This window comes from Curtobacterium sp. MCLR17_054 (assembly GCF_003234335.2).
Classification (GTDB): Bacteria; Actinomycetota; Actinomycetes; order Actinomycetales; family Microbacteriaceae; genus Curtobacterium; species Curtobacterium flaccumfaciens.
This window is the reverse complement of record NZ_CP126263.1, coordinates 709,559-732,528: the sequence shown is the minus strand read 5'-3', so window position 1 is coordinate 732,528 and position 22,970 is coordinate 709,559. Positions and strand designations below refer to the sequence as shown.

General features: G+C 71.5%; 27 protein-coding genes. 12 read left to right on the top strand and 15 right to left on the bottom strand.

Features of this window, described 5'->3' with window-relative positions:
• Position 1 precedes the first annotated feature (1 nt).
• The 10 genes from DEJ08_RS03615 to DEJ08_RS03570 form a co-directional block, all read right to left on the bottom strand.
• Positions 2-1,336, bottom strand: coding sequence for an NtaA/DmoA family FMN-dependent monooxygenase (locus tag DEJ08_RS03615; RefSeq protein WP_111054949.1), 1,335 nt, complete (start codon positions 1,334-1,336; stop codon positions 2-4).
• Positions 1,333-2,073 carry a cysteine hydrolase family protein gene (locus DEJ08_RS03610; RefSeq protein WP_258367162.1) on the bottom strand — a complete coding sequence of 247 codons (741 nt, stop codon included), beginning with the start codon at positions 2,071-2,073 and terminating at the stop codon, positions 1,333-1,335. The genes DEJ08_RS03615 and DEJ08_RS03610 overlap by 4 nt, the downstream gene beginning before the upstream one ends.
• Entirely contained in the window at positions 2,070-3,134 is a 1,065-nt protein-coding gene (locus DEJ08_RS03605; protein WP_071405189.1) for an LLM class flavin-dependent oxidoreductase, read from the bottom strand. The genes DEJ08_RS03610 and DEJ08_RS03605 overlap by 4 nt, the downstream gene beginning before the upstream one ends.
• 48 nt (positions 3,135-3,182) lie before the next feature.
• Positions 3,183-4,340 (bottom strand): ABC transporter substrate-binding protein, encoded by a 1,158-nt coding sequence (locus DEJ08_RS03600; protein ID WP_258367163.1) that lies wholly within the window; start codon positions 4,338-4,340, stop codon positions 3,183-3,185.
• Between the two features lie 147 nt (positions 4,341-4,487).
• Positions 4,488-5,336 (bottom strand): ABC transporter permease, encoded by an 849-nt coding sequence (locus DEJ08_RS03595; RefSeq protein ID WP_111054931.1) that lies wholly within the window; start codon positions 5,334-5,336, stop codon positions 4,488-4,490.
• A gap of 13 nt (positions 5,337-5,349) precedes the next feature.
• Positions 5,350-6,177 (bottom strand): ABC transporter ATP-binding protein, encoded by an 828-nt coding sequence (locus tag DEJ08_RS03590; RefSeq protein ID WP_071405239.1) that lies wholly within the window; start codon positions 6,175-6,177, stop codon positions 5,350-5,352.
• A gap of 174 nt (positions 6,178-6,351) precedes the next feature.
• Positions 6,352-6,765 carry a hypothetical protein gene (locus DEJ08_RS03585; protein ID WP_071405238.1) on the bottom strand — a complete coding sequence of 138 codons (414 nt, stop codon included), beginning with the start codon at positions 6,763-6,765 and terminating at the stop codon, positions 6,352-6,354.
• Positions 6,766-6,809: 44 nt separating this feature from the next.
• Positions 6,810-7,232, bottom strand: a complete 423-nt coding sequence (locus DEJ08_RS03580; protein WP_111054932.1) for a hypothetical protein — start codon at positions 7,230-7,232, stop codon at positions 6,810-6,812.
• The gene (locus tag DEJ08_RS03575; protein ID WP_111054933.1) at positions 7,229-7,834 is read right to left on the bottom strand and encodes a nucleotidyltransferase domain-containing protein; all 606 of its coding nucleotides are present in this window, start codon (positions 7,832-7,834) and stop codon (positions 7,229-7,231) included. Before DEJ08_RS03575 ends, DEJ08_RS03580 begins: the two co-directional genes overlap by 4 nt.
• Before the next feature lie 72 nt (positions 7,835-7,906).
• Positions 7,907-8,668, bottom strand: a complete 762-nt coding sequence (locus DEJ08_RS03570) for an SDR family NAD(P)-dependent oxidoreductase (RefSeq protein ID WP_111054934.1) — start codon at positions 8,666-8,668, stop codon at positions 7,907-7,909.
• 69 nt (positions 8,669-8,737) lie between these two features.
• Here DEJ08_RS03570 and DEJ08_RS03565 point away from each other — a divergent pair, with 69 nt between their 5' ends.
• Positions 8,738-9,316 (top strand): TetR family transcriptional regulator, encoded by a 579-nt coding sequence (locus DEJ08_RS03565; protein ID WP_111054935.1) that lies wholly within the window; start codon positions 8,738-8,740, stop codon positions 9,314-9,316.
• A 47-nt stretch (positions 9,317-9,363) separates the two neighbouring features.
• Positions 9,364-9,774 carry a VOC family protein gene (locus DEJ08_RS03560; RefSeq protein WP_111054936.1) on the top strand — a complete coding sequence of 137 codons (411 nt, stop codon included), beginning with the start codon at positions 9,364-9,366 and terminating at the stop codon, positions 9,772-9,774.
• 19 nt (positions 9,775-9,793) lie between these two features.
• Here the strand turns inward: DEJ08_RS03560 and DEJ08_RS03555 are convergent, their stop codons facing one another.
• Positions 9,794-10,063 (bottom strand): hypothetical protein, encoded by a 270-nt coding sequence (locus DEJ08_RS03555; protein ID WP_071245932.1) that lies wholly within the window; start codon positions 10,061-10,063, stop codon positions 9,794-9,796.
• 94 nt (positions 10,064-10,157) lie between these two features.
• Between DEJ08_RS03555 and DEJ08_RS03550 the strand changes: the two genes are divergently transcribed.
• From DEJ08_RS03550 to DEJ08_RS03540, 3 genes are all read left to right on the top strand, one after another.
• Entirely contained in the window at positions 10,158-11,033 is an 876-nt protein-coding gene (locus DEJ08_RS03550) for a DUF808 domain-containing protein (RefSeq protein WP_111054952.1), read from the top strand.
• A gap of 132 nt (positions 11,034-11,165) precedes the next feature.
• Positions 11,166-11,600, top strand: a complete 435-nt coding sequence (locus DEJ08_RS03545) for a VOC family protein (RefSeq protein ID WP_111054937.1) — start codon at positions 11,166-11,168, stop codon at positions 11,598-11,600.
• Positions 11,601-11,661: 61 nt separating this feature from the next.
• Positions 11,662-13,059, top strand: a complete 1,398-nt coding sequence (locus tag DEJ08_RS03540; RefSeq protein WP_111054938.1) for an FAD-binding oxidoreductase — start codon at positions 11,662-11,664, stop codon at positions 13,057-13,059.
• Between the two features lie 120 nt (positions 13,060-13,179).
• Here DEJ08_RS03540 and DEJ08_RS03535 read toward each other — a convergent pair whose 3' ends face one another.
• Positions 13,180-13,575 carry a hypothetical protein gene (locus DEJ08_RS03535; RefSeq protein WP_111024640.1) on the bottom strand — a complete coding sequence of 132 codons (396 nt, stop codon included), beginning with the start codon at positions 13,573-13,575 and terminating at the stop codon, positions 13,180-13,182.
• Between the two features lie 277 nt (positions 13,576-13,852).
• On the opposite strand from DEJ08_RS03535, the gene DEJ08_RS03530 reads away from it, so the two are divergent.
• On the top strand, positions 13,853-14,536 hold the full coding sequence (locus DEJ08_RS03530) for a hypothetical protein (RefSeq protein WP_110865654.1): 684 nt from the start codon (positions 13,853-13,855) through the stop codon (positions 14,534-14,536).
• A gap of 124 nt (positions 14,537-14,660) precedes the next feature.
• Positions 14,661-17,084: an excinuclease ABC subunit UvrA gene (locus tag DEJ08_RS03525; protein WP_111055359.1), complete on the top strand. Its 2,424-nt coding sequence runs from the start codon at positions 14,661-14,663 to the stop codon at positions 17,082-17,084.
• 54 nt (positions 17,085-17,138) lie between these two features.
• Here the strand turns inward: DEJ08_RS03525 and DEJ08_RS03520 are convergent, their stop codons facing one another.
• Positions 17,139-17,294 (bottom strand): hypothetical protein, encoded by a 156-nt coding sequence (locus tag DEJ08_RS03520; protein WP_155896774.1) that lies wholly within the window; start codon positions 17,292-17,294, stop codon positions 17,139-17,141.
• Positions 17,295-17,527: 233 nt separating this feature from the next.
• On the opposite strand from DEJ08_RS03520, the gene DEJ08_RS03515 reads away from it, so the two are divergent.
• Positions 17,528-18,358 carry a serine hydrolase domain-containing protein gene (locus tag DEJ08_RS03515; protein ID WP_284180502.1) on the top strand — a complete coding sequence of 277 codons (831 nt, stop codon included), beginning with the start codon at positions 17,528-17,530 and terminating at the stop codon, positions 18,356-18,358.
• A gap of 41 nt (positions 18,359-18,399) precedes the next feature.
• On the opposite strand, the gene mtnN is transcribed toward DEJ08_RS03515, so the two are convergent.
• Positions 18,400-19,107, bottom strand: coding sequence for a 5'-methylthioadenosine/S-adenosylhomocysteine nucleosidase (gene mtnN / locus DEJ08_RS03510; RefSeq protein WP_110864380.1), 708 nt, complete (start codon positions 19,105-19,107; stop codon positions 18,400-18,402).
• A gap of 57 nt (positions 19,108-19,164) precedes the next feature.
• Positions 19,165-20,121, bottom strand: coding sequence for a serine hydrolase domain-containing protein (locus DEJ08_RS03505; protein ID WP_111055357.1), 957 nt, complete (start codon positions 20,119-20,121; stop codon positions 19,165-19,167).
• 66 nt (positions 20,122-20,187) lie between these two features.
• Here DEJ08_RS03505 and DEJ08_RS03500 point away from each other — a divergent pair, with 66 nt between their 5' ends.
• The 4 genes from DEJ08_RS03500 (at position 20,188) to DEJ08_RS03485 (ending at position 22,965) form a co-directional block, all read left to right on the top strand.
• Positions 20,188-20,520, top strand: coding sequence for a hypothetical protein (locus DEJ08_RS03500; protein WP_146248551.1), 333 nt, complete (start codon positions 20,188-20,190; stop codon positions 20,518-20,520).
• 107 nt (positions 20,521-20,627) lie between these two features.
• Positions 20,628-21,755: an NAD(P)/FAD-dependent oxidoreductase gene (locus DEJ08_RS03495; protein WP_181439056.1), complete on the top strand. Its 1,128-nt coding sequence runs from the start codon at positions 20,628-20,630 to the stop codon at positions 21,753-21,755.
• Positions 21,755-22,777, top strand: a complete 1,023-nt coding sequence (locus DEJ08_RS03490) for an arsenic resistance protein (protein ID WP_181439055.1) — start codon at positions 21,755-21,757, stop codon at positions 22,775-22,777. Before DEJ08_RS03495 ends, DEJ08_RS03490 begins: the two co-directional genes overlap by 1 nt.
• Positions 22,774-22,965, top strand: a complete 192-nt coding sequence (locus DEJ08_RS03485) for a hypothetical protein (RefSeq protein WP_146243421.1) — start codon at positions 22,774-22,776, stop codon at positions 22,963-22,965. Before DEJ08_RS03490 ends, DEJ08_RS03485 begins: the two co-directional genes overlap by 4 nt.
• Positions 22,966-22,970 lie beyond the last annotated feature (5 nt).

Genomic DNA, 22,970 nt, shown 5'->3' with positions numbered 1-22,970 from the left:
CTCACACCGCCAGGTTCTCGCGGAGCGTGGTGCCCGGGTACCGCGGTGCGAGGGCCCCGCGGTCGCGGAGCTCCGGCACGAGCAGCTCGCTCAGGTCGGCGAACCCGGACGGCATGCCAAGGGGGCTGGAGAGCATGTAGCCACCGCGTCCTCCCGTGGCGGCGAAGTTCTCCTGCAGTGCGTCGGCCACCGTGGCGGCGTCACCGACGAGCATGTGGTCGAGCCCGGTCGCGGCCCGCCAGCCGTGCTCGAAGAAGTCGTCACGGTCCATCGTGTGGTCCGCGCCGAACTCCGCGACCAGGCTGCCGACCAGGCCTGCCGGGCTCGCCTGCGCGGCGACGATCTCGTCGCGCAGTTCGCCGAGCCGGAACGACGCCGGCAGGGTCGAGAAGTCGTACCCGGCGTTGTGCGAGATGAAGGTGCCCACCGCCTCGCGGTTCCAGAACGACAGCAGGGAGTCCCGACGGGTGACGGCCTCGGCCTCGGTGGTACCGACGATCGCCTGGGTGGCCCAGAGGATCCCGACGCCGGCGGGGTCACGGCCGGCTTCGGTGAGCGCCGCGTCGAGGGCGTCGCGGTGCCGGAGCTGCCCGGTGACGCTCGCGCCGAACCCGAACACCAGGTCGGCGAACGACGCACTCGCGGCGATGCCGCGCGGCGAGTTGCCGGCCTGCACCACCACGGGGTGCCGCTGCGGGCTGGGCACGCTCGCCAGGGGCCCGCGCACCTTGAAGAACCGTCCGTCGTGGTCGATGGGGTGCACTCCGGCGGGGTCGGCGAACCGGCCGGTCGCACGGTCGCGGACGATGGCGTCCGGTGCGACGGAATCCCAGAGCGCACGGCAGACGCCGATGAACTCCTCCATCCGCTCGTAGCGCAGGTCGTGGTCGACGAGGTGGTCGGACCCGTAGTTCGCGGCGTCCGCACCCCGTGACGAGGCCACGACGTTGAACGCCATCCGACCACCGGTGACGTGGTCGAGCGAGTTGAGCAGTCGGGCGACCGAGAACGGGTGGGTGAACGTGGACGAGTAGGTGAGCCCGAAGCCGATGTGCTCGGTCACCGTGGACATCGCGGCGATCACCGGCGCCATGTCCTGCCGGGGCCACTGGATGCCCCACTCGACGGCCGGGTCGATGCTGCCGCGCCAGGTGCTCGGCACGCCGGAGCCGTCGCCGAAGAACAGCATGTCGACGCCGGCGCGTTCGGCGGTCCGCGCCACCTCCATGTACATCCGGACGTCGGGGAAGTCCTGGCCGACCCAGCTGCCGGCCGCCGCCCACCGCCCCTCGGTGTGGGTGAAGGACAGGTCGTAGGCCAGGTGCATGCCGGTCATCGGGCACCCACCGTCTCGGCCGGAACCGCTGCGCGCCACAGCGCCACGGCGTCGTCGGCGTCGGTCACGACGCCGACGTTCAGGCCGATCATCGTCAGCGCGGCCTCGTGCACGTCGGTGTCGTACGCGGCGGTGGCGTCCCGCGGGACCACCACGGGCCAGCCGAGCTGCATCGCGTCCTGTGCGGTGGCGAGCACGCAGCACTCGGTCGTGAGCCCCACGACGGTGACCCAGCCGATGCCGGCGGAGGCGAGCCGGGCCTCCAGGTCGGTGCCCAGGAACCCGCTGTAGCCGCGCTTCACGACGCGCATCTCGCCGGACGCGGGCGCGGTGCGGAACCACTCGGCACCCTCGGTGCCGATGCGGCAGGGTTCGTCGTCGGGCATCGGCCCGTCGAGGTCGCCGCCACGCAGCCAGGTGCTCGAGCGCCACGGTCGAGCCGGGTCGCTGCCGAGCTCGACCCAGACGACGGGGACGCCGGCGGCGCGGGCCTCGTCGACCAGGGTGCCGATGCGGGTGACCGCGGCGTCGACGGCGGCCGACGCACGGTCGTCGAGTCCGTACGGGGCGATGCGCGCCGGCTCCCCGAAGTCGCGCTGCACGTCCACGACGACGAGCGCGGGGCGGAGCGCGGTGTCGGGTGCGGGGCGCAGCGCGGCGTCGGCTGCCGCCGGCGGCGCGGTGCCGAGCAGGCGGTCCAGCCGCGCGTCGCGGCCCTCCGTCGTCGCCCCGGTCACCGGAGCACCGCCGCGTCGTGCTGCCGGAGGGCCGGCAGGACCGTCTCGCCGAACAGCACCATGTCCTGGTCGTACTCGGGGAAGATCAGCATCAGACCGTCGAGCTCGCCCTGGTCGACGATGTACTCGATGTGCTCGGTGACGGTGTCGGCCGCACCCGCGACGTACGCCGTCTGGAACGCGTCCTCGCCGACGGCGCCGTCCGCCCACGCACGTGCCTGCGCGGCGGGGACGCCCCACGACGACCGCATCGAGGCCAGTGCCTCGCGGTCGACGCCGACACCCCACTCGCGCACCTTGCGCTGCGCGGCGGCGTCGGTCTCGCCCTGCACGACGGTGAGCATCGAGTAGGTCTTGCACTCCCGCCCCTCGGCGGCCGCGCGGTCGTGCACGTCACGCGACAGGTCGCGCATCTCGTCCAGGCTGTCGGCGGCGAGGAACGCACCGTCGGCGTGCTTCGCCTGGAACGCCCGGGCCGCCTCGGACTTGCCGGCGCTGATGATCGTCGGACGGGCCGACGGGTGCGGACGAGACTCGCAGCCGTCGAGGTCGAAGTACGGCGTGTGCATGGTGACGCTGTCCTCGGTCCACAGGCGCGTGACGGCCTCGGTCCAGAGCTCGGTCATCCGGTACCGGTCGGCGTGGCTGAGCGCCGCGTCCCAGATCCCGAACTGCTCGAACTCCGCCGCGTAGGCACCGTTCACGATGTTCATGCCGGCACGGCCGCCGGAGACGTCCTGCAGGGTGGTGTACATCTTCGCCGCGACGGCGGGGTTGTGGACGTTGGCGTGCATCGTCGCCCAGATCTTCACCCGCTCGGTGGCCTCGGCGATGCCGGCCATCATCGTCATCGACTCCAGGGACCGGCCCCAGTGGTCGGTGGTGCCGCCGAAGCCGCGCCACTTCGCCATCGACATCACGAAGTCCAGGCCGATCGCCTCGGCGTGCAAAGCCGCGCGCTTGTTCCAGGCGTAGGTCGCCTCGGGGTGGGGTGCGGTGGTGGAGAGCATCCACCCGCCGTTGCCGATCGGGAGGAAGATCCCGTACTCCTTCGCGGGCATCTCACGCCGCCTCTCTGGTCATTGCGGAACACTCGGTCACGACGGGGCTCACGGTGCCGGCCAGACCGTCTCGCCGTCCTTCGTGACGGCGTCGACGTACTCGTTCGTGAACCAGGCCTTCGCGTCGGCACCGGTCACGGAGGGCTTCACGATGCCGAACTGGTGCAGCATGTCGACGAGCTTCGACACGTTCTCCATGTCGATGCCGCCGAGCGGCTGCTCTGGCGTGGGGTTGTCCGCGATGACCTTCGTCTCGGTGGTCCAGATCTTCGCGTTCTGGGCTTCGTCGTAGGTCGCGCCGGAGAGCTTCGCTGCGTAGCCGACGCACTGCTTCGTCTTCGCCGCGCTCGCGGAGCAGAAGTCGTAGGCGTGCAGGGCTGCGCGCAGGACGTCCTCGACGGCGGTCGGGTGCGCCTTCGCGAACGCCGGGTTCACGGCCATCGCGCCGATCGACGAGGGGATGCCGTAGTCGACGGGCTGCCAGACCTTGACGTCGTCACCGGCGGCCTGCAGCAGGTTCGGCTCGTTCGACACGAAGCCGGTCAGCGCCTCGAGCCCGTTCTGCTTCCGGGGCAGGACCGAGGGGTCGTAGCCCTCCTTCACCAGCGTCAGGGAGTCCCAGTCGACACCGGCCTTGACCATCATCGCCTGGACGGACGCGGGCACGTACCCCTTGTGCCCGACGACCTTGCCGTCGAGCTGCTTCAGGTCCGTGACGTCGTCGCCGTTGGTCATCAGGATGTCGAGCCCGGCGTTCGAGTAGGACGAGATGCCGGTGATGTCGATGCCGTTCGCCCGGGCCTGGATGAGGTCCTGCTCCGCGACCGCGGACACCGTGGCCTGGCCGCTGGCGAGGAGCTTGGTGTTCTGCGCGGTGTCGCCGGAGCCGGGCTTCAGGGTGACGTCGAGGCAGAGGTCCTTGAAGTAGCCGAGCTCGTCCGCCGCGATGTACTCGAGGATCGACGCCGACGACTGGTACTGGTAGCCGGACAGGTACGTGATCTTGCCGGCGTCCTTGTTCTCCTTGCACCGCTCGGACGAGATCGCGCTGCCCTCGGCCGATGCGCTGCCGGCGCTCGAGCCGGCGCTGCAGCCGGTGAGGGCGAGGGCGACGGCGACGGTGGCGAGGGCCGCGACGGCGGCCTTGGTGCGGTGCTGCTTGCTGCGGGGCTGCGTGGTGCTGTGCTGCATGGTGCTGTGCTGCATGGTCACTCCTGTGGGAAGGGATGGGTGGTGCAGGGCGGGTGCGGGTGGTGGGACGGGTCGCCGGGGTCGGCCTGGAGGCGCGGCTGACGTCGAGCGGGCGGGCTCGCTCCGGCGGGTGGTGCGGTCGGGCCGCGGGGCGGCCGCGGGTCAGTCGTTCGCGCTGCGGTGCCAGTGCAGGACGCGTCGCTCGACGAGCGTGATGAGGCCGAGCAGCACCACGCCCATCACGGCGAGGATCGCGATGGCCGCGTAGACGACGGCGAGCTGGTTCATCGACGACGCCGTGCTGATCACGGTGCCGAGACCGCCGGTCGACCCGGACGCCGACAGCTCCGCGACGACCGCGCCGATGATGGACAGCGGGAACACGATCCGCAGTGCGGCGAAGACGAACGGCAAGGCGTTCGGGATCCGCAGGTGCACGAGCATCTCGAACCGGGACGCGTCGATCGTCCGGTACACCTGCAGCACGGGCTGCGGCACGGACCGCAGTCCGGCGGCGGTGTTGATCAGGATCGGGAAGAAGCAGATCAGGGCCGTGATCACGAGCTTCGGCAACGGCCCGAACCCGAACGCCACGACGAGTGCCGGGGCGATGGCGACGAGCGGGGTCACGTTGAGGACGATCGCGATCGGCATGACCGCCCGGCGGACGATCGGCAGTTCGCTCGTCAGCACCGCGAGCACGAAGGCCGCCAGGAACCCGATCGCCAAGCCCACGAGCGACTCGGCCAGGGTGATGCCGGCGTTCTGCAGGTAGTAGGGCAGCTGCGTCGCCAGGGTCTCCCCCACCGCGGGCAGCGGCGGCAGCAGGTACGGCATCGCGGACGCCCCGAGCTGCCAGAGCACCGCCAGGACGGCGAGCATGACGACGAGGGGCAGCCAGACGACGGGCCGGAGCCAGCCGGGCACGGGCCGACGGGTGCTGCGCCGTTCGGCTTCAGCCGTGGTGCCGGTCGCGGTGACGGTGGACGCCGAGGTGGAGGTCGCGCTCATGGTCCCGTCCTCCTCAGGCCGCATCGGACGTGCGCCAGGCGCTGTGCAGTCGGGTCCGGACGAGGTCCTCGTACTCGTGGAACCGCCGTTCCTCGAACAGGCGCTGGTTCCGCGGGCGGGGCAGGTCGATGTCGATCACGTCGACGATGCGGCCGGGGCGCGGGGCCATCACGACCACGGTGTCGGACATCCGGACCGCCTCGGACACCGAGTGCGTGACGAACAGCACCGTGGTGCGCAGTTCGTCCCACAGGTCGAGCAGCTGGTCCTGCAGGCTCTCGCGGGTGAACTCGTCGAGCGCCGAGAACGGCTCGTCCATCAGCAGGACGTCGGGCCGCAGACCGAAGGCCCGCACGATCGCGGCGCGCTGCTGCATCCCGCCGGACAGCTGGGCGGGGAGCTTGTCCATCGCCTCGCCGAGTCCCGCCATCCGCAGCAGCTCCCGCATGTCCGGGCCGGCTCCGGTGGTGCGTTCCTCGAGGTCCCCGATGGCCGCTCGGCGACGCCCGGCTCCGGGGTTCACCCGGGCGGCGAGCGAGACGTTCTGCAGCACGGTCAGCCAGGGCAGGAGCGCGGGGGCCTGCGGCACGAGTCCGATGAGCTTGGCGGCGCAGGCCTGCGCCGGTGTGACGCCGTGCACCCGGACGTCGCCGCGGTCAGCCGGTTCGAGCCCGGCGACCAGACGGAGCAGTGTCGACTTGCCGCAGCCGCTCGGGCCGATCAGCGAGACGAACCGTCCGGGTTCGATCGTCAGCTCCACGTCGTCGAGGGCCACCATCGCACTCGCGCCGCTGCCGTACACCTTGCGCACCGCGTCCACGCGGACCGCTGATGTGCTCATCCGTTCCTCCATACCGTCGGCGAGCACGCAGGCTCGGTCTCGTATGGCGGAGAGCGTGCGTCGCGAGCTCGGGTTCGTCTGCGACGCGGAAATCCGCTGCTGGTGACGAGGTTAGGACGCCCGTGTTACGGAGCCGGACCACATGTGTTGCGAACGTGTGAACGGGTGCGGAGCTCAGCGCGACGAGGGCGCTGCGGTGGTTCCGTCCCACACGAGCACCTCGACGCCCAGGTCGGCGGCGGCGACCGAGACCCACCCGGCGAGTGCCCGGGCAGCGGGCTCGGCCACGACGAGCACCGCTCGTTCGACCCCGGGCACCGAACGGCGCAGCCACAGGAGCTTGAACAGGTCCGCCATCACCTTGTTGCGCCACGCGGGCTTGTAGGCGCCCTGGTTCGCGACGAGCTGCACGACCACCCGGTCGCCCTCGTCGATGCCCTCGACCTCGACCCGTGCGCGGTCGAGCACGACCGTCCGGGGCCGCAGGACGACACCGAGTGCGGTGCCGGCGTGCTCGAGCATCCGGCGTTCGACGGAGTCGGGGGCGAACCGGCCCCACTCGGAGCGCTCGGCGGAGACCTCGGTCATGTCGGCAGTGTAGGCGGGCCAACCGCCCCGGATCGACCAGCGCGTCAGACCGACCGCGCGGCCGCCTCGAGTGCCTCAGCGGCTTCGCCGGCGCGCACGATGTCACCGTCGCTGACCGACCTCGCGTTGTACTCGGCCTTGGTCTTGACCGTCAAGAGCACCTCGAGGTGCTTCGCGACCGCCGGCCCGGCAGCTGCACTGAGCACGGGCACGGCCTCGTCGTGCGCTCCCGATCGCGAGTACCTGCCGGTCCGAGCCACGCAGATCGCGTCAGCCGCGGCGATGCCGCTGAGGACGCACTGTGTGACGAACGCGTTCGCGAACTGCGACCCGGCACTGAGGACCCCTCCGTCACCACCGAACGCGCGGAGGACGTCAGCGGCGTCGAGGAACTCCGTCGCCTTGGCGAGCCGGCCCCTCCGGAACGAATCGTCGCCCGGTGCGGTCGCGCCGGTTCGCGGGGTCATCCGTTCAGCGTACGGAGCTTCCGGGACAGCCATCGACCGTCACCTGCGATGGGAATCCCGTCCCGAGCAACCGACGCGAGGAGCGGATCCGTGCCCTCGAACTCGTCCTCGTCGAAGACGACCGGCCGCACGGCGTTGCCGGTCCAACGACCGGCTGCGCGGCACAAGGCGTGGATCTGGTCCTCGGCGTCCGGGCGTCGGCCGCGAGTGACGACGAAGCAGAGATCGAGATCGCTGTCCGGGCGCATCGCACCGCGGGCCCCGGATCCGAAGAGCGCGGCGTACCGGAGGGGGATCGACCGACAGCCGGAGCGGAGTCGTTCGAGCAGGGCACGCCGGAGGTCGGCCAGGGCGGTGACCGCATCGGCGGCGAGGTGCTCTCGGTTCAGGGTGAAGGACTTCGTCCGTCCGGTCCGATGCCCGTCGACGAGGCCCTGCTCGACCAGCCGATCCGCACTGTTCCGGACCCCGGCGTACGACCGGTCGGGCACCAGGCTGCAGATTCCCGCGATCGTCAGGGGTCCGGGGGCCAGTGCCAACACCGCGAGGACATCGCCGTCTACGGAGGTGGTGACCGTCGCGAGGGGAGATTGCAACTGCATGGAGAGGTCCGATCAGATCGAGTAGAAATCTACCACTCCAGGTAGATTTCTACTCGTATCTGAGCAAATCCATCAGACGACGGACCAGCCACCGTCGCTCGGCAGCACCGCACCGTTGACGTTCGCCGAGTCGTCGCTCAGCAGCCAGGTGATGGCGGCGGCGAGCTGCTCGGGCTGGGCGACCGGCGGGATGGTGGTCTGCATGATCGGACCGACCCGGCGAGCCGCGTACTCGCTGCGCATCGGCGCCTCGATGTTCGTGGCGACCGCACCCGGCGCCACGGCGTTCGCCCGGATGCCCTGCGGCCCGTGGAAGAACGCGACACTCTTGGTGTACCCGGCGATGGCGTGCTTCGACGAGGTGTAGGCAGCACCGGCAGCCGAGGCCTTCAACGCAGCCTCGGACGCGACGTTCACGACCGATCCCTTGCCGGCGGCGATCATCAGCGGCAGCACCGCGCGGGTCAGGCGCATCGGGCCGGTGACGTTGACGCTGAAGACACGCTCCCAGGTGGCGTCGTCGACCTCGTCCGGCGGCAGGAACGCGTCCATGATGCCGGCGACGTTGGCGAGCCCGTCCACCCGGTCGCCTGCGGCGGCGATGAGCGCGTCGATGGTCTCGCTCGCGGCGACGTCCCCGACGACGGTCTCCACGGCGAAGCCCTCGAGCTCCGTGCGGAGTGCGTCGAGCCGCTCGGCCACGACGTCGGTCGCGATGACCCGCCCGCCCTCCTTCGCGATGCGCGTCGCCGTGGCGCGTCCGATGCCGGAACCCGCTCCGGTGACGATGATGGTCCTGCCGGTGAACCGTCCGGCGGTGGTGGTGTCGGTCATGTCGTCTCCTCGATGAGAGGCGCTCGCTGCGCCACACCCGGTTATAGCACTCAGTGCCGAAAGGTCTCCATGAGCTCGACGAACGACCGTCCGACGGGGCGCCCGCGCACCATCGACCCCGACGCCGTGTCCCTCGTCGCACTCCGGCTGTTCGACGACCAGGGCTTCGACGCGGTGTCGATGGACGACGTCGCCGCGGCGGCCGGGGTCAGTCGCCGGTCGCTCTTCCGGTTGTTCCCGAACAAGGCGGCGCTGGTGTGGGGCGGTCTCGACGAGTTCGCCGCACGCTTCCGCGAGGCCCTGCGGTCACGGCCGGCCGACGAACCCTCGGCGGTGGCGCTCCGGGCGGCCTACCGGATCGGAGCGACGTTCCCGGACGACGCCGTCGAGGTCACCCGACACCGCCTCCGGGTCATCCGCGCGAACCCGTCGCTCGAGCACGTCGGCGCCGCGACGGTCACGGCCCTGACCGACGAGATCCTGCGGTACGTGGCTGAGCGGGACGGGGTCACCGCCGACGACCTCGCCGTCGCGGTACGCGCCCACACGCTGGCCGCCGCAGCGAGCGCCGCACTCACCTGGTGGGCGCTGCACGGCGACGGCCGTCCGGAGGACGTCGTGGAGCGCGCACTCGCGCTGCTCGACTGACGAGCCCGGGGTTCCCCCACGCCGCACCCCGGAGTACCTTGCCGGGCATGCACACGACCGGACCCGCGCCGTACTTCCAGTTCGCCGGCACCGCCAGGCAGGCCCTCGAGCACTGGCACCGGGTGTTCGGCGGCGAGGTGCAGATCGCGACCTACGCGGACTTCTCCCGCACGGACGGCCCGGCCGACGCCGTCGCGCACGGCCAGCTCACCGGCGAGCTGCAGCTGTTCGCCGCGGACGCGAGCGAGGGCGACACCCCGTTCTCGGCGACCGGGCTGCTGTTCTCACTGCTCGGCGCTGCGGAACCGGACGTCCTGCGTCGGTGGTTCGACCAGCTCGCCGAGGGCGGCACGGTGATCGACCCGCTGCAGCAGCGCCCGTGGGGCGACTGGGACGGCACCGTCCGCGACGCGCACGGGGTCACCTGGCTGATCGGGTTCGAGGACTCCGCGCGCTGAGTCCCGCGCGCTGCAGCGCCTACTGCTGGTCGGACGGCAGCAGCGGTGCCCAGAAGGCGTCGGGACCGTCGGCCTGCACCGCGTCGCGCTCGAACCGGAACCCGTAGTCGCGCACGAAGTCGAGGGCCGCGGCCTGCTCGTCCTCGGCGTCGTCGTGGTCCGCGTCGAACAGGTACACGCCGTGCCCCATCGCGACACCGGCGTCGCTGATGACGGAGAGGTCCCAGCGCCCCTGCTCGGAACGCTCGATCCGGACGACGGCGGCCTGGGATGCGGTGAAGTCAGCCATGCCGCGAGCCTACGGACGCCCCGCGGCTGGCGTTCAGGATGGTCCGCGGCCACTACGCTGTGCACGGTCACAGGTCAGACGAGTGGAGAACGCATTGTCAGTCGGATTGCTCGCCGTGGTGGACGACATCCTCTCCGCAGCCCTCAAGGCCAGCGCGAAGACCGCCGGGGTCGTCATCGACGACGCCGCCGTCACGCCCCAGTACGTGCAGGGCCTCGAGCCCGCTCGTGAACTCCCCGTCGTCGGGCGCATCGCCCTCGGCAGCCTGTTCAACAAGTTCATCATCATCATCCCGCTGGCGTTGCTGCTCACGGCCTTCGCGCCCGGCGTGCTGCCGTGGCTGCTGCTGCTCGGTGGCACGTACCTGTGCTTCGAGGGTGCCGAGAAGGTGACCGAGTGGTTCGGTGTGCACCACGAGGGCGGGTCCGACGAGGCCGTCACCGAACCGAAGCTCGTCTTCGGCGCCATCCGCACCGACCTCATCCTGAGCACCGAGATCATGCTCATCGCGCTGGCGGGCCTCGACCCCGACCTGGGGCTCTGGCCGACGCTCGGCGCCCTGATCGTGATCGGTCTGGTCATGACGGCCGTCGTCTACGGCGCCGTGGCACTGCTCGTGAAGGTCGACGACATCGGCCTGCAGATGATGAAGAACTCCGTCCGCCGCACCCGTCGGATCGGTGCCCGCATCGTCCGCGCAATGCCGATGGTCTTCCGGGTCATCAGTGTCATCGGGACCGTCGCGATGCTCTGGGTCGGCGGACACCTGGTCATCGCGAACCTCGCCGAGACCGTCTGGCACGGACCGTACGACCTGCTGCACGTGATCGAGCACGCACTCCAGGGGGCGGGCCCCGTCGTCGTCTGGATCGCCGACACCGCCGTGTCGGCCGTGGCCGGCCTCGCGCTGGGCATGGTCGTCGTCGGCATCGTGCTGGGCATCGGCCGCCTGCGCGGCACGCAGCACTGACGCGGCTGCACGGCGGACGGGAGGCCCGTGGCGGCCTGGCACCGTGCCTCCCGTCCGGCGCACCGTGCGCCCACCGCTGACGGGGCGGACGCTGAGCGGACGCCGGTCGTGCATCGTCGTATCCTCGGCGCCATGGCAACGGTGCGACAGGTCCAGGTGACGTTCGACTGCGCCGAGCCGGAGCGTGTCGCCCGGTTCTGGTGCGAGGTCCTCGGCTACGTGGTGCCACCGCCCCCACCGGGCTTCGCCGACTGGGACGCGTTCGACCGGTCGCTGCCGCCGGAGCACCAGGGCTCGGCCTTCGCGTGCGTCGACCCGACCGGTGCCGGCCCCCGCCTGTTCTTCCAGCGCGTCCCCGAGGGCAAGACGGTGAAGAACCGCGTGCACCTGGACGTCCGGGTCGGCACCGGGATGACCGGCGCCGAACGGCTCGCGGCCCTCGACGCCGAGAGCGCCCGCCTGGTCGGGCTCGGCGCCACCCGGGTCCGTCGGATGACGGCGGACGAGGTGAACGAGTCGTGCATCGTCATGCAGGACGTCGAGGGCAACGAGTTCTGCCTGGACTGACCGGCGTATCGTCGACGGACCCGAACCGCATCGCCGCGCCCCGGAAGGACCCGCACCCCGCATGACCGTCACCGCCGCATCCGCCACCGCAGCCGACGCCACCGCCCTCGAACACCTGCTGGGGTCCGACCAGGTCCTCCGCGACCCGGAGTCGCTCGAGCGATACCGCCACGACGACGCCGAGTGGGCCGACTCCACGGCACCGCTCGCCGTCGTCCTGGCACGCAGCACCGACGACGTCGTCACCGCCGTCCGCTGGGCAGCCGCCGCCGGTCTCCGGGTCGTCCCCCGCGGTGCCGGCACCGGTCTGTCCGGCGGCGCCAACGCGATGGCCGACTCGATCGTCGTGTCGCTCGAGCGGATGGACCGGGTGCTCGAGGTGAACACCGACGAGCGCTACGCGGTCACCGAACCCGGCGTCATCAACGACGCACTCCGCGCCGCGGTCGCCGAGCACGGCCTCTGGTACCCGCCGGACCCCGCGAGCTCGGCGATCTCGACGATCGGCGGCAACGTCGCGACGAACGCCGGCGGCATCTGCTGCGTCAAGTACGGGGTCACCCGCGACTACGTGCTCGGCATGACCGTCGTGCTGGCCGACGGGTCGGTGGTCGAGCTCGGCCGCCGGACGGCGAAGGGCGTCGCCGGGTACGACCTCACGGGGCTGATGGTCGGTTCCGAGGGCACGCTCGGCATCGTCGTGTCGGTCACCGTGCAGCTGCTCCCCCTGGCCGGCCGTGACGAACGGGCGGTGATCGGGTACTTCCCCTCGTTGACCGCCGCGGGCGACGCCGTGGCCGCGATCTCGCGCGCAGGCATCATCCCCGCAGCACTCGAGATCGTCGACCGCACCTGCCTGCGCGCCGTCGACGACTGGATGCACCTCGGGCTGCCGGCGGACGTCGACACCCTGCTGCTCGCGCGGGTCGACGAGCGCGGTGCCGCCGGGGACGCGATCGCCGACCACGTCGCGGACGTCTTCGCCGAGGCCGGCGGCACGGACGTCGAGCGGGCCACCGACCCCGGGGACATCGACCGGCTGTTCCAGGCCCGCCGGCTCGCCTACCCGGCGCTCGAACGGCTCGGTCCGGTGCTGACCGAGGACATCTGCGTGCCGCGGAGCGCGGTGCCCGAGATGCTCCGGCGGATCCAGGTGACCGCGGACGCGCAGGACGTCACGATCGCCAACATCGCGCACGCCGGCGACGGCAACCTGCACCCGCTGATCATCGCGCCCGAGGGCGACGACGCCGCGAAGGCCCGAGCGAAGACCGCGTTCGACCAGATCGTGGCGGACTGCCTGGCGCTCGGCGGGACGGTGACCGGTGAGCACGGTGTCGGGCTGCTCAAGCTGCCGGGCCTGCGCGTCGAGCTCGGCGACCGCGTGCTCGCGATGCACCGCTCCGTCAAGGACGCGCTCGACCCGGCGGGGACCCTGAACCCGGGCAAGGCGTTCTGACCCGAGCGGACGACGGACGGGAGGCCCGGTGCCAGCTGGCACCGGGCCTCCCGTCCGTCAGGTGGTCGCGTTCAGCGACCGGTGTGCGTCACGCAGGAGCGCATCCGCACGCACGCGCGCTCAGTGGCGACGGAAGTACCCGTTCGCGCCGCCGACGTACATCAGGATCGTCGCGATGAGCACCGCGACGCCACCGATCCAGCCGAAGGCGTTGCCACCCGAGGCCGCGCCGACGCCGACACCGATGAGCTGCAGGACCGCGAGGACGGTCAGCACGATGCGGGCCCAGTTGCGGCCGTCGCGCATCTTGAAGACGATGATGAGCTCGATCACGGCGAGGATGAACGCGAAGATCGCGCCGCCGACGAGCGGGGCGGTGCCGACACTGTCAGCGACGTCGGCGGAGGAGCCCGACGTGAGGTTGATGATGCCCTGCAGGATGTTCGCCAGGACCACCACCAGCCAGATGACGAACGCGACGGTGACGGACGTGGGACGACTGGACGTCGATGCCATGGGGAGTGCCTTTCTCGATGGACCACGTTCAGCGGCCTCTCAGAGAACGTACTTGCGGGCGTGAGCGCTGTCCGGATGCGCCCGAAGGTCACAGAGCGGTAACGACAGCAGATCCGTCCAAACCCTTCGCCGCAGGGTGCCGAATCACCTGCAACGACCGGGAAACACCCGGAGCGCTCACCAGCCGCACATCGCTGGTTCTCCACCCCACCAAGGGTGTGTTCGGCGCGCACACAGCAGCCGCGCCGAGCGCGACAACAGCAAAGGACTGATCACGATGCGTAAGAGCCTCAAGACCTCCATCACCCTCGCCACGACCGGCGCCCTCGTCCTCGGCGGTGCCGCGTTCGGGATCTCCTCCGCCCAGGCCGCGACCCCGAACGTGCACACGGTGTCCTCGTCGTCCGAGTCGAAGATCCCCGCACCCGTCGCCTCGGTCCCCGAGGTCCTCGGTGGCTCCACCGCCGTGAAGCTCGACTCCGGCTTCACCGACGCCCTCACCGCCCTGAAGCTCACCCCCGGCGTCTCCGGTGACGCAACCCTGGCTGACGGGTCGGTGTCGTTCCCGATCACCGCCGGGTCGGTCACCTACTGGTCGCCCGATGGCAACTACCGCCCGTACGTGCAGGGCCTGCTGAACCACGACGACTCGGGTCTGACCCTGAAGGCCGGCGACACCACCGTCACGCTGGAGAACTTCGTCGTGAACCCGGGCTCGTCCAAGCTCTACGGCGACGTCCTCGTCAACGGCAAGGTCGCCGCGGCCAACGCGTTCCTGTTCGAGCTGCACGGCGGCTCCCTCAAGCCCCTCCAGCTCGAGGGCGACAACGCCATCCTCACCGGCACCACCGTCCACATCTCCGAAGACGCCGCCGGCCTGCTGAACAAGACCTTCGGCACCGACGCCGTCAAGCGCGGCCTCCTCGTCGGCACCGCCACCATCACCGCACAGATCAAGTAACACCTGCCGCAACACCGCACGACGCGAAGAGTCGCTCCGCCGATCAGGGCGGAGCGGCTCTTCGTCGTTGGCGGTCCCGTCGGCGGTACTGCTTCTCCCAGTGGCCGAGCCTACGATCGAGCGAATGCCCGCTCCTCGCTCGACCCCCACCGACGACCGACCCGGGCCGGACGACTTCATCCGCGTCCGTGGTGCCCGCGAGAACAACCTGCGCGACGTCGACGTGGACATCCCCCGCGACCGGATCGTCGCGTTCACCGGCGTCTCCGGCTCCGGCAAGTCCTCACTCGCCTTCGGCACCGTCTTCGCCGAGGCCCAGCGCCGGTTCCTCGAGTCCGTCGCCCCGTACGCGCGGCGGTTGATCGCGCAGGGTTCCACCCCGCACGTCGACTCGATCACCGGACTGCCGCCCGCCGTCGCCCTGCAGCAGCGTCGCGGTGCCCCGAGCTCCCGTTCCACCGTCGGCACCATGACCACGCTGTCGAACTCGATGCGCATGCTCTACTCGCGCGCCGGCACGTACCCGTCCGGTGCTGACCGGCTCGAGTCGGACTCCTTCTCGCCGAACACCGTCGCCGGCGCCTGCCCCCGGTGCCACGGCATCGGGACCGCGCACGAGGTCACCGAGGCATCGGCCGTGCACGATCCGTCGCTGAGCATCCGCGACGGCGCGATCACCGCCTGGCCCGGGGCATGGCAGGGCAAGAACCTGCGCGACGTCACCGCCGTGCTCGGCTACGACATCGACCGCCCGTGGCGCGAGCTGTCGCGCGAGGACCGCGACTGGCTGCTCTTCACCGAGGAACAGCCCGTCGTGCAGGTGCAGCCGAAGCGCGATCGCGTGGCGAAGCCCTACAAGGGTCGGTTCTGGAGCGCCCGCCAGTTCGTGCTGCACACCCTCGCCGACTCGCAGAGCGAGACCCAGCGCAAGAAGGTGCTGCAGTTCGTCGAGTCCGGCCCGTGCGGGCTCTGCGGCGGCACGGGCCTGACCCTAGCCGCCCTCGCCGTGACGATCGGCGGCCACTCGATCGCCGAGCTGAACGCGCTGCCGCTGACCGGCCTGGCTGACGTCCTGCGCCCGATCGCGGCGATCACCGACGCGGCAGCGGCGACGTCACGGGCATCGTCCGGCGAGCACACCGAGGTCGCCGTGGCGATCTCCCGCGACCTGCTCACCCGCGTCGAGGTCCTGGTCGGCCTGGGTCTCGGCTACCTGGCGCTCGACCGCGCCACCCCGACGCTCTCCCCCGGTGAGAGCCAGCGGCTGCGGATCGCGACGCAGCTGCGCTCCGGCCTGTTCGGCGTCGTCTACGTGCTCGACGAACCGAGCGCCGGGCTGCACCCCGCCGATGCCGAGTCCCTCGTCGACGTCCTCGACGACCTGCGTGCCGGCGGCAACAGCGTCTTCGTCGTCGAACACGACATGAGCATCGTGCGCCGAGCCGACTGGATCGTCGACGTCGGACCCCGTGCGGGCACCGGTGGCGGCACCGTCCTGTACAGCGGCCCGGTCGCCGGCCTGGCCGAGGTCGAGGCGTCGGTCACCCGGCGCTTCCTGGAGCCCCGGCAGCCGACCGCCGACCGCGCCGTCCGGACCCCGATCGGCACGCTCGAACTCCGCGACCTCACCCTGCACAACCTCCGTGGGCTCGACGTCGACCTGCCGCTCGGTGTCCTCACCGCGGTCACCGGCGTCAGCGGGTCCGGCAAGTCGTCGCTCGTCGGCGGCGTGCTGCCCGGCGTCGCGACGTCGCACCCGCTCATCGACCGCGTCGTGCAGGTCGACCAGAAGCCGATCGGCCGGACCCCCCGCTCGAACCTCGCCACCTACACCGGCCTCTTCGACGCGGTCCGGGCCGCCTTCGCTCAGACCGACGAAGCGAAGGCCCGCGGTTGGGGCGCCGGGCGGTTCTCGTTCAATGTCGCCGGCGGCCGGTGCGAGGTCTGCCAGGGCGAGGGGTCGGTGTCCGTAGAACTCCTCTTCCTGCCCGGCAGCTGGGCCCCGTGCCCCGAGTGCCACGGCTCCCGCTACACCGCCGAGACGCTCGAGGTCCGGTGGAACGGGGCATCCATCGCCGACGTCCTCGGCATGACCGTCGACGAAGCGGCGCCGTTCCTGGCGTCCCTGCCCGCAGCCGGGCGCGGACTCGAGACCCTCCGCGAGGTCGGGCTCGGCTACCTGCGGCTCGGCCAGCCCGCTCCGGAGCTGTCCGGCGGCGAGGCGCAGCGCATCAAGCTCGCCACGGAACTGCAGCGTGCGCGGACCGGCCACACCCTGTACCTGCTCGACGAGCCCACCACCGGCCTGCACCCGGCCGACGTCGAGCTGCTCACCGCCCAGCTCGCCCGACTGACCGACGCGGGCAACACCGTCGTCGTGGTGGAGCACGCCATGGACGTCGTCGCGAGCGCCGACCACGTCATCGACATGGGCCCGTCCGGCGGTGTCGAGGGTGGCCAGGTGGTCGCCTCCGGCACGCCAGCCGAGGTCGCCGCCTCGACCACCAGCCGGACCGCCCCGTACCTGCGGGACCAGCTCGGTCGCTGACGCAGAAGTGCCCGCCAGGATCGCTCCTGGCGGGCACTTCGTGGCTGCCGCTGGTTACCGCTGGACCGCTTCCGGAGCGTCGTCGCGGAAGAAGTCGCTGCCACTGTGTGTGTAGCCGACCTCACCCGTCCGACGCCACTGCTTGCGGACGCGCTTGAAGGTGGTGATGCGTGCAGGTTCGACGTTCTCGTCGCTCGTGTAGGCGCTCATGGCTGATCTCCCTGTGTGATTGGCCGTGGTTCCTTGGCCCCCCGAAATGGAGGCTAGCGAGGGGCTCGGAGGCGAGTTCGCGATCCGTCCCGGAACGTCCGTGGAACGCAATCCCGGCCGTGCCGAAGGCCGGAACGCGCCCCTCCGGCACCTGGTGCTCGTCCACGCGGAACGAGGATCCCCGCATGACCGGCTGCGATCATGGTGGCTTCGACCAGATCAGGAGGACGAGCGTGGCCGCTGCGAACCGAGCCGTGATCATCGACACAGGGGGCGACGTCACCGCCGACCTCGGCGATCGCTACGAAGCGGGCGCGCTGGTGGAGTGGGCGAGCGTGACGAAGACCGTGACCGCCGCCGCCGTGCTCGTTCTCCTCGCTGAACGGGACATCCCACGGGACACCCCCGCCCGGGACCTGTTGCCGGACGTCCCCGTCGACGCCACCTACACGGTCGACGACTTGATCCGACACCGCTCGGGTCTGCCCCGTGTGCACCAGGGCATGTCGGCCGGGATCGTCGGCGACCCGTACGCGGACGTGTCCGAGGCGGACATCACGCGTGTGCTGCGCCAGACCCCGACGACGCCGGGTGAGCGGGACTACTCCAACCTCGGCTACGCGGTGCTCGGTCGGCTGCTCGAGCACGTCGCGCAGGAGGCATGGTCCACGGTCGCCGAGCGGACGGTCCTGGCTCCGCTCGGCATCACCAGCGCCACCCTCGACCCGGCACCCGAGCGACGAACGCTGCTCCGATCGTGGCGGGGCCGCCCCCGTGCACCCTGGACCATCGGATCAGGTCCCTACGCACCGGCCGGCGGGATCTGGTCGACCATGTCCGACCTCCTGCGATTCGGCGTGGGGATCGGACGCATCGAGCCGGACTTCCTGGCGTGGGAGCACCGCGACGGGCTGATCTGGCACAGCGGGCAGACACGGGACGCCGGCGTCTGCCTGCTCCGTCACGGCGACGTCACGATCGCGTCGCACGCCCTCGGCGCAGCGCCCGGAGCTGCTGACCGGCTCGCCGTCCGACGCCTCCGTGCCGTGGGAGTCGTCGCGTGAGCGCCGGCACGCGAGCTGGCTGAGGGAGCGCGCGGGCGGACTCAGGAACGCAGGCCGAGCACCAGGTCGTGGACCACGCGCGCTGCGCGTGCCGCGGCGTCGTCCAGGTGCTCACGGAACTCGGCGCCGTCCGGCGCGCAGAGGTCGCTGATGCACCGGACCGACACGAACGGCATGTCGTGCACGTGGGCGAACTGCGCGATCGCGGCCGACTCCATGTCGACCGCGGCCACCTCGGGGAACGCGACCCGGAGCGCGCGGGCACGGCCTTCGGTCACGAAGACCTCGCTCGAGCCGATCGTCGCCGACCGCAGGGGCCACGCGATGTCGGCACCCATCGCCAGCTCGACGAGCCGGGCGTCCGGCGCGTAGCCGGTCGGCATGCCGGGGACCTGGCCCAGGGCGTAGCCGAACGCGGTGGCGTCGGCGTTGAGGTTGACGTACCGGTCGCCGACCACGACGTCACCGATGGCGACACCGTGCATGAGCCCACCGGCGGTCCCGACGCTGATCACCGGGATGCCCGGGCCGAAGTCGTGGAAGCCGTGGGCAACGGCGGCCGTGGCGTTCGTGAAGCCGATGCCGCTGCGGCGCACGACGACCGTGGCGCCGCCGATGTCGAGCAGCTGGTGCGGGTCGTGGCCGCCGACCGGGCCGTCGAGGACGGGGACACCGCCGAACAGGTCGGCGAAGGCCGAGACCTCTTCGCTCATGGCCGCGATGATGATCGCGACGGGTTGCTGCTGCACTGATCGATCCTCCCACGCCGGGCGCGCGCGGACGTGCAGGTCGGATGGTCGCGGTCGCTACCGGCGGGGGTCCTGGCGGACCAGCTCGTCGGCGACGAAGGCGGCGAGCGCGTCGGCGCCGAAGTGGTCGTCGGCAGTGATGGTGACGACGGTGCCGGAGTCGTTGCTCGCCTCGGTCTCGTCGAACAGCAGCATCTGACCGTACGCACCGTGCAGTCGCCAGAGTCGGCCGGGACCACCCCATCCGGCCATCGCGTACCGCTCGTAGCCGGGGCCGGTGCCCTCGCGCTCCACCCAGTCGGTGTGCATCGCGTCGCACCACCGCGCGCTGACGATCCGCTGTCCGTCGACGACCCCGCGGTCGCGGATCAGCCGACCGATGCGGGCGAGTTCCTCGGTTCGGAGCGACAGTCCCTCGCCGCCGGCGACGAACCCGTTCGGGCAGCGTTGCCACTCGACGTCCTGGATGCCGAGCGGCGCGAACAGTCGCTCGGTGACGAACGCGCCGACGTCGCCGACCCGGGTCTCGAGCACGCGCATCGCCGTGTAGGTGCTGGCGTTCGCGTACTGGAACACCCGGCCGCGGGACGGTCGCCGCAGGAACTCGGCCGCCAGGTCCGGCCAGTCCGTCAGCTCGGTCGCCGACCAGGGCATGTCGATCCCGCTGGTCATGGTGAGCAGGTGGCGGAGGGTGACCCGGTCGACGCCGTCGCCGAGCTCGAGCCCGGTCTCCGCACCGAGGCCGGTGCCGACCAGGGACGTCGCGATCGGTTCGTCGACGTCGACCAGGCCGTCGTCGGCGGCGATGCCGGTGGCCAGGACGCAGACGCCCTTCGCGGCGGAGTGGATCTCGCGTCGGACGTCGGGGGTCCAGTGGTGCTCGGCGACGTCGTCCGCGGTGCTCTCGGTGCCCGGAGCCGCAGTCCGCGTGCGCACGTGGATGCCGTGTGCGGCGAACCCGGTGGTGTCGATGTGCCGGACGACGGCGTCGAGGATGGTCGCGGCAGTGTGCACAACCCCATCCTCTCGTGGCCGAGCGCCTGCGGGCACGGGCAGGGGCCGCCGCGTACCGTCCGGCTCGTGTCCGACGAACAGCCCCGCCGCCCCGATCCCACCCGCGTCGGCGACCAGCCCGCACTCCGGACGGCGTCGGGCTCGAACTGGCTCGTGTGGGGAGCCGTCACGGCCGTGATCGTCGCCGCGGTGATGGTCCTCATGGCGATCCGGGCGCCGGCGATCGGCTGGCCGGCGCTCGTGCTCGTCATCGTGTTGTTCGTGACGATGGTCGTGGTGCGGGCCTCCGTGCGGCCGCAGCGCACCCGACTCGTCACCCTGGCCCTGCTCGACCTCGGCATCGTGGTCGTCGGACTGGTGGCGACCCTGGCGGTCCTGTACTCGTCGCCGGTCGGCTGATGCCGTGATGGCATGTTGATAACGGTTCTCACTAAGATGGTGTGCAGCGACCACACCATGGTGGCCGTTCCATCGACGCAGCCGCAGCTGCTGGGAAGACCGACCCCATGCCAGCACCACACCCCACCGAGACCCTCGACGCCCTCGTGGTCGGAGCCGGACCGGCCGGCGTCGGCACCGGCCTGGCACTCCACGCCGTCGACGGCCTGCTGTTCGGCGTCGTCGAACGCGGCGTCGTCGGAGACACGTTCCGTCGGTGGCCGGAGCACCAGCGGTTCCTGACGCCGTCCTTCACCGGCAACGGGTTCGGGGCCACCGACCTCAACGCAGTCCACCCGCGCACCTCACCCGCCTACAGCCTGGGGACCGACTACCCCTCGGGGCCCGAGTACGCCCGGTACCTGCGGGGCGTCGTCGCGGCCTTCCACCTGCCGACCCTGCTCGACACCGAGGTCGAGCGCATCGAGCCGGACGACGACGGCTTCCGCGTGACCACCAGCCGCGGCCCCGTCGTCACCCGGAACGTGGTCTGGGCCGGCGGCGAGTTCTCCGACCCGCTCCTGCCCCGTTGCGCGGGCACCTCGCTCGGGGTGCACGCCTCCGCCGAGGCAGCCTCGGTGGCACGGCCCGGCCACGTGGTGGTCGTGGGTGGCTTCGAGTCCGGCATCGACCTGGCGTGCCACCACGTCGAACAGGGGGCGGCGGTGACGGTCGTCGACCCGTCCCACCCCTGGGACGCCGGCAGCGGGTCGGACCCGTCGTTCCGCCTCGCCCCGCGGACCCGTCAACGGCTCGGGGCCGCGCGGGCCAGTGGACGCCTCACCCTGGTCGACGACGGCCAGGTCACCGGCATCAAACGGTCCGGAGAGGGGTTCACCGTCGGGGTCGCCGGACGGACCGCCCTGGTGGCGGACGCGCCACCGATCCTCGCCACCGGGTACGGCCCGGGGCTCGGGCCGGCCGCGAGCCTGTTCGACACCCGCGCGGACGGCTGGCCGCTGCTCACCGAGGACGACGAGTCGACCACCACGCCCGGACTCTTCCTGGCCGGCACCGCGCTCCGGCACGGCGCACTGCAGTTCTGCTTCGTCTACAAGTTCCGGCAGCGGTTCGCCCACGTCGCCCGCGTCATCGGCGAACGAGCAGGGCGCGACTGCGGTGCCCTGCAGGAGTGGGACGACGCCGGAATGCTCACCGACGACCTGAGCTGCTGTGGTGTCGAATGCGCGTGCTGATGCCGGCACAGCGGCCCGCCCGCCCCGCCGGTGCACGGCTCTGGGCCACCCCCGCGATCGTCGGCGGCGCCATCCTGCTCGGGTCGGTGATCGGCGGCGCCTCACCCTCGGCCGGCGACGCGATGGGCTCGGTGGTGGATGCGTTGGTGATCACCCTGGTCGTCGCCCTGTTCGTCGACGTCCCCCTGCACCGCCTGCCACGGACGCCCGGCGCCTGGAAGGTCATCGGCATCGCCTGGAGCATGAACTTCCTGCTCGCCCCGCTCGTCGCGTTCCTGCTCACGCGCGTGGCCCTGCCCGGACACCCGGCAGTCCAGCTCGGCGTGATGCTGTACTTCCTGGCGCCCTGCACCGATTGGTTCCTGGCGTTCACCCGACTGAGCGACGGCGACACCGCCGTTGGGGCGACCCTGCTGCCGATCAACATGGTCACCCAGCTGCTGCTGTTCCCGGTGTGGATCACGGTCCTGGGCGGCAACGTCGGCATCGATGCCGTGGGCACCATCGGCACCCTGCTGCAGTGGTTCGTCCTGCCCGCCGCGATCGCCGTGGTGATCCGCCTCGGGATCTCGCTGCTGCCGGACGGCGCTCGAGCCCGCACCGCCGCCCTGCCCGGCCGAGCGGTCCCCTGGATCGTGGGCGCGATGGTCGCCGGGCTCTTCGCCTCGCACATCGGGCTGCTGCTGGCGAACCTGCCGGTGTTCGTCGCCGTGCTGGGGAGCGCGGTGGTCTTCTTCGCCGTGATGTTCATTGCAGCCGAGTGGGCGTCACGCCTCGCCGCCCTGTCGCACCCGCGGTCGGCGCTGCTCGCGATGACGACGGCGGCCCGCAACGCACCCCTGATGATCGGGCTGACGAGCGCCGCACTCCCCCACCAGCCGCTGGTCACCACGGCAATCGTCGTCGGCATGCTCGTCGAGTTCCCGCACCTGCTCGCGGTCCGCCACCTGCTGCTGCGTCGGCGACGTGGTCAGCACGCCGGGCGACGCTCGCGCGGCACCGCCGCATGGGGGCACCCGTGACGCACCGGGTCCGACTCGTCGTCGTCCCGACCGAGCGGCGGGTGATCGAGACCGAGCACGACGACCGGCGGACGGCGCTCCTGCTCGCGCTGGGCCAGGTGCCGCTCGGGTACACGGTCACCGACGTCGACGTGCTGCCGGAGCACGGGGACACCGAGTCCGACCCCGCGGAGCCGGGCCGACGCTGAGCCGG

Bases quoted from the DNA above. Each gene is read 5' to 3' on its own strand.
- DEJ08_RS03520 (WP_155896774.1), bottom strand. From the start codon at position 17,294: ATGAGCGCCTACACGAGCGACGAGAACGTCGAACCTGCACGCATCACC.
- DEJ08_RS03490 (WP_181439055.1), top strand. From the start codon at position 21,755: ATGCCGGCACAGCGGCCCGCCCGCCCCGCCGGTGCACGGCTCTGGGCC.
- DEJ08_RS03605 (WP_071405189.1), bottom strand. From the start codon at position 3,134: ATGCCCGCGAAGGAGTACGGGATCTTCCTCCCGATCGGCAACGGCGGG.
- DEJ08_RS03495 (WP_181439056.1), top strand. From the start codon at position 20,628: ATGCCAGCACCACACCCCACCGAGACCCTCGACGCCCTCGTGGTCGGA.
- DEJ08_RS03580 (WP_111054932.1), bottom strand. From the start codon at position 7,232: ATGACCCCGCGAACCGGCGCGACCGCACCGGGCGACGATTCGTTCCGG.
- DEJ08_RS03530 (WP_110865654.1), top strand. From the start codon at position 13,853: ATGCGTAAGAGCCTCAAGACCTCCATCACCCTCGCCACGACCGGCGCC.
- DEJ08_RS03555 (WP_071245932.1), bottom strand. From the start codon at position 10,063: ATGGCTGACTTCACCGCATCCCAGGCCGCCGTCGTCCGGATCGAGCGT.
- DEJ08_RS03615 (WP_111054949.1), bottom strand. From the start codon at position 1,336: ATGACCGGCATGCACCTGGCCTACGACCTGTCCTTCACCCACACCGAG.
- DEJ08_RS03590 (WP_071405239.1), bottom strand. From the start codon at position 6,177: ATGAGCACATCAGCGGTCCGCGTGGACGCGGTGCGCAAGGTGTACGGC.
- DEJ08_RS03535 (WP_111024640.1), bottom strand. From the start codon at position 13,575: ATGGCATCGACGTCCAGTCGTCCCACGTCCGTCACCGTCGCGTTCGTC.
- DEJ08_RS03585 (WP_071405238.1), bottom strand. From the start codon at position 6,765: ATGACCGAGGTCTCCGCCGAGCGCTCCGAGTGGGGCCGGTTCGCCCCC.
- DEJ08_RS03540 (WP_111054938.1), top strand. From the start codon at position 11,662: ATGACCGTCACCGCCGCATCCGCCACCGCAGCCGACGCCACCGCCCTC.
- DEJ08_RS03560 (WP_111054936.1), top strand. From the start codon at position 9,364: ATGCACACGACCGGACCCGCGCCGTACTTCCAGTTCGCCGGCACCGCC.
- DEJ08_RS03570 (WP_111054934.1), bottom strand. From the start codon at position 8,668: ATGACCGACACCACCACCGCCGGACGGTTCACCGGCAGGACCATCATC.
- DEJ08_RS03545 (WP_111054937.1), top strand. From the start codon at position 11,166: ATGGCAACGGTGCGACAGGTCCAGGTGACGTTCGACTGCGCCGAGCCG.
- DEJ08_RS03595 (WP_111054931.1), bottom strand. From the start codon at position 5,336: ATGAGCGCGACCTCCACCTCGGCGTCCACCGTCACCGCGACCGGCACC.
- DEJ08_RS03565 (WP_111054935.1), top strand. From the start codon at position 8,738: ATGAGCTCGACGAACGACCGTCCGACGGGGCGCCCGCGCACCATCGAC.
- DEJ08_RS03525 (WP_111055359.1), top strand. From the start codon at position 14,661: ATGCCCGCTCCTCGCTCGACCCCCACCGACGACCGACCCGGGCCGGAC.
- DEJ08_RS03575 (WP_111054933.1), bottom strand. From the start codon at position 7,834: ATGCAGTTGCAATCTCCCCTCGCGACGGTCACCACCTCCGTAGACGGC.
- DEJ08_RS03600 (WP_258367163.1), bottom strand. From the start codon at position 4,340: ATGCAGCACAGCACCATGCAGCACAGCACCACGCAGCCCCGCAGCAAG.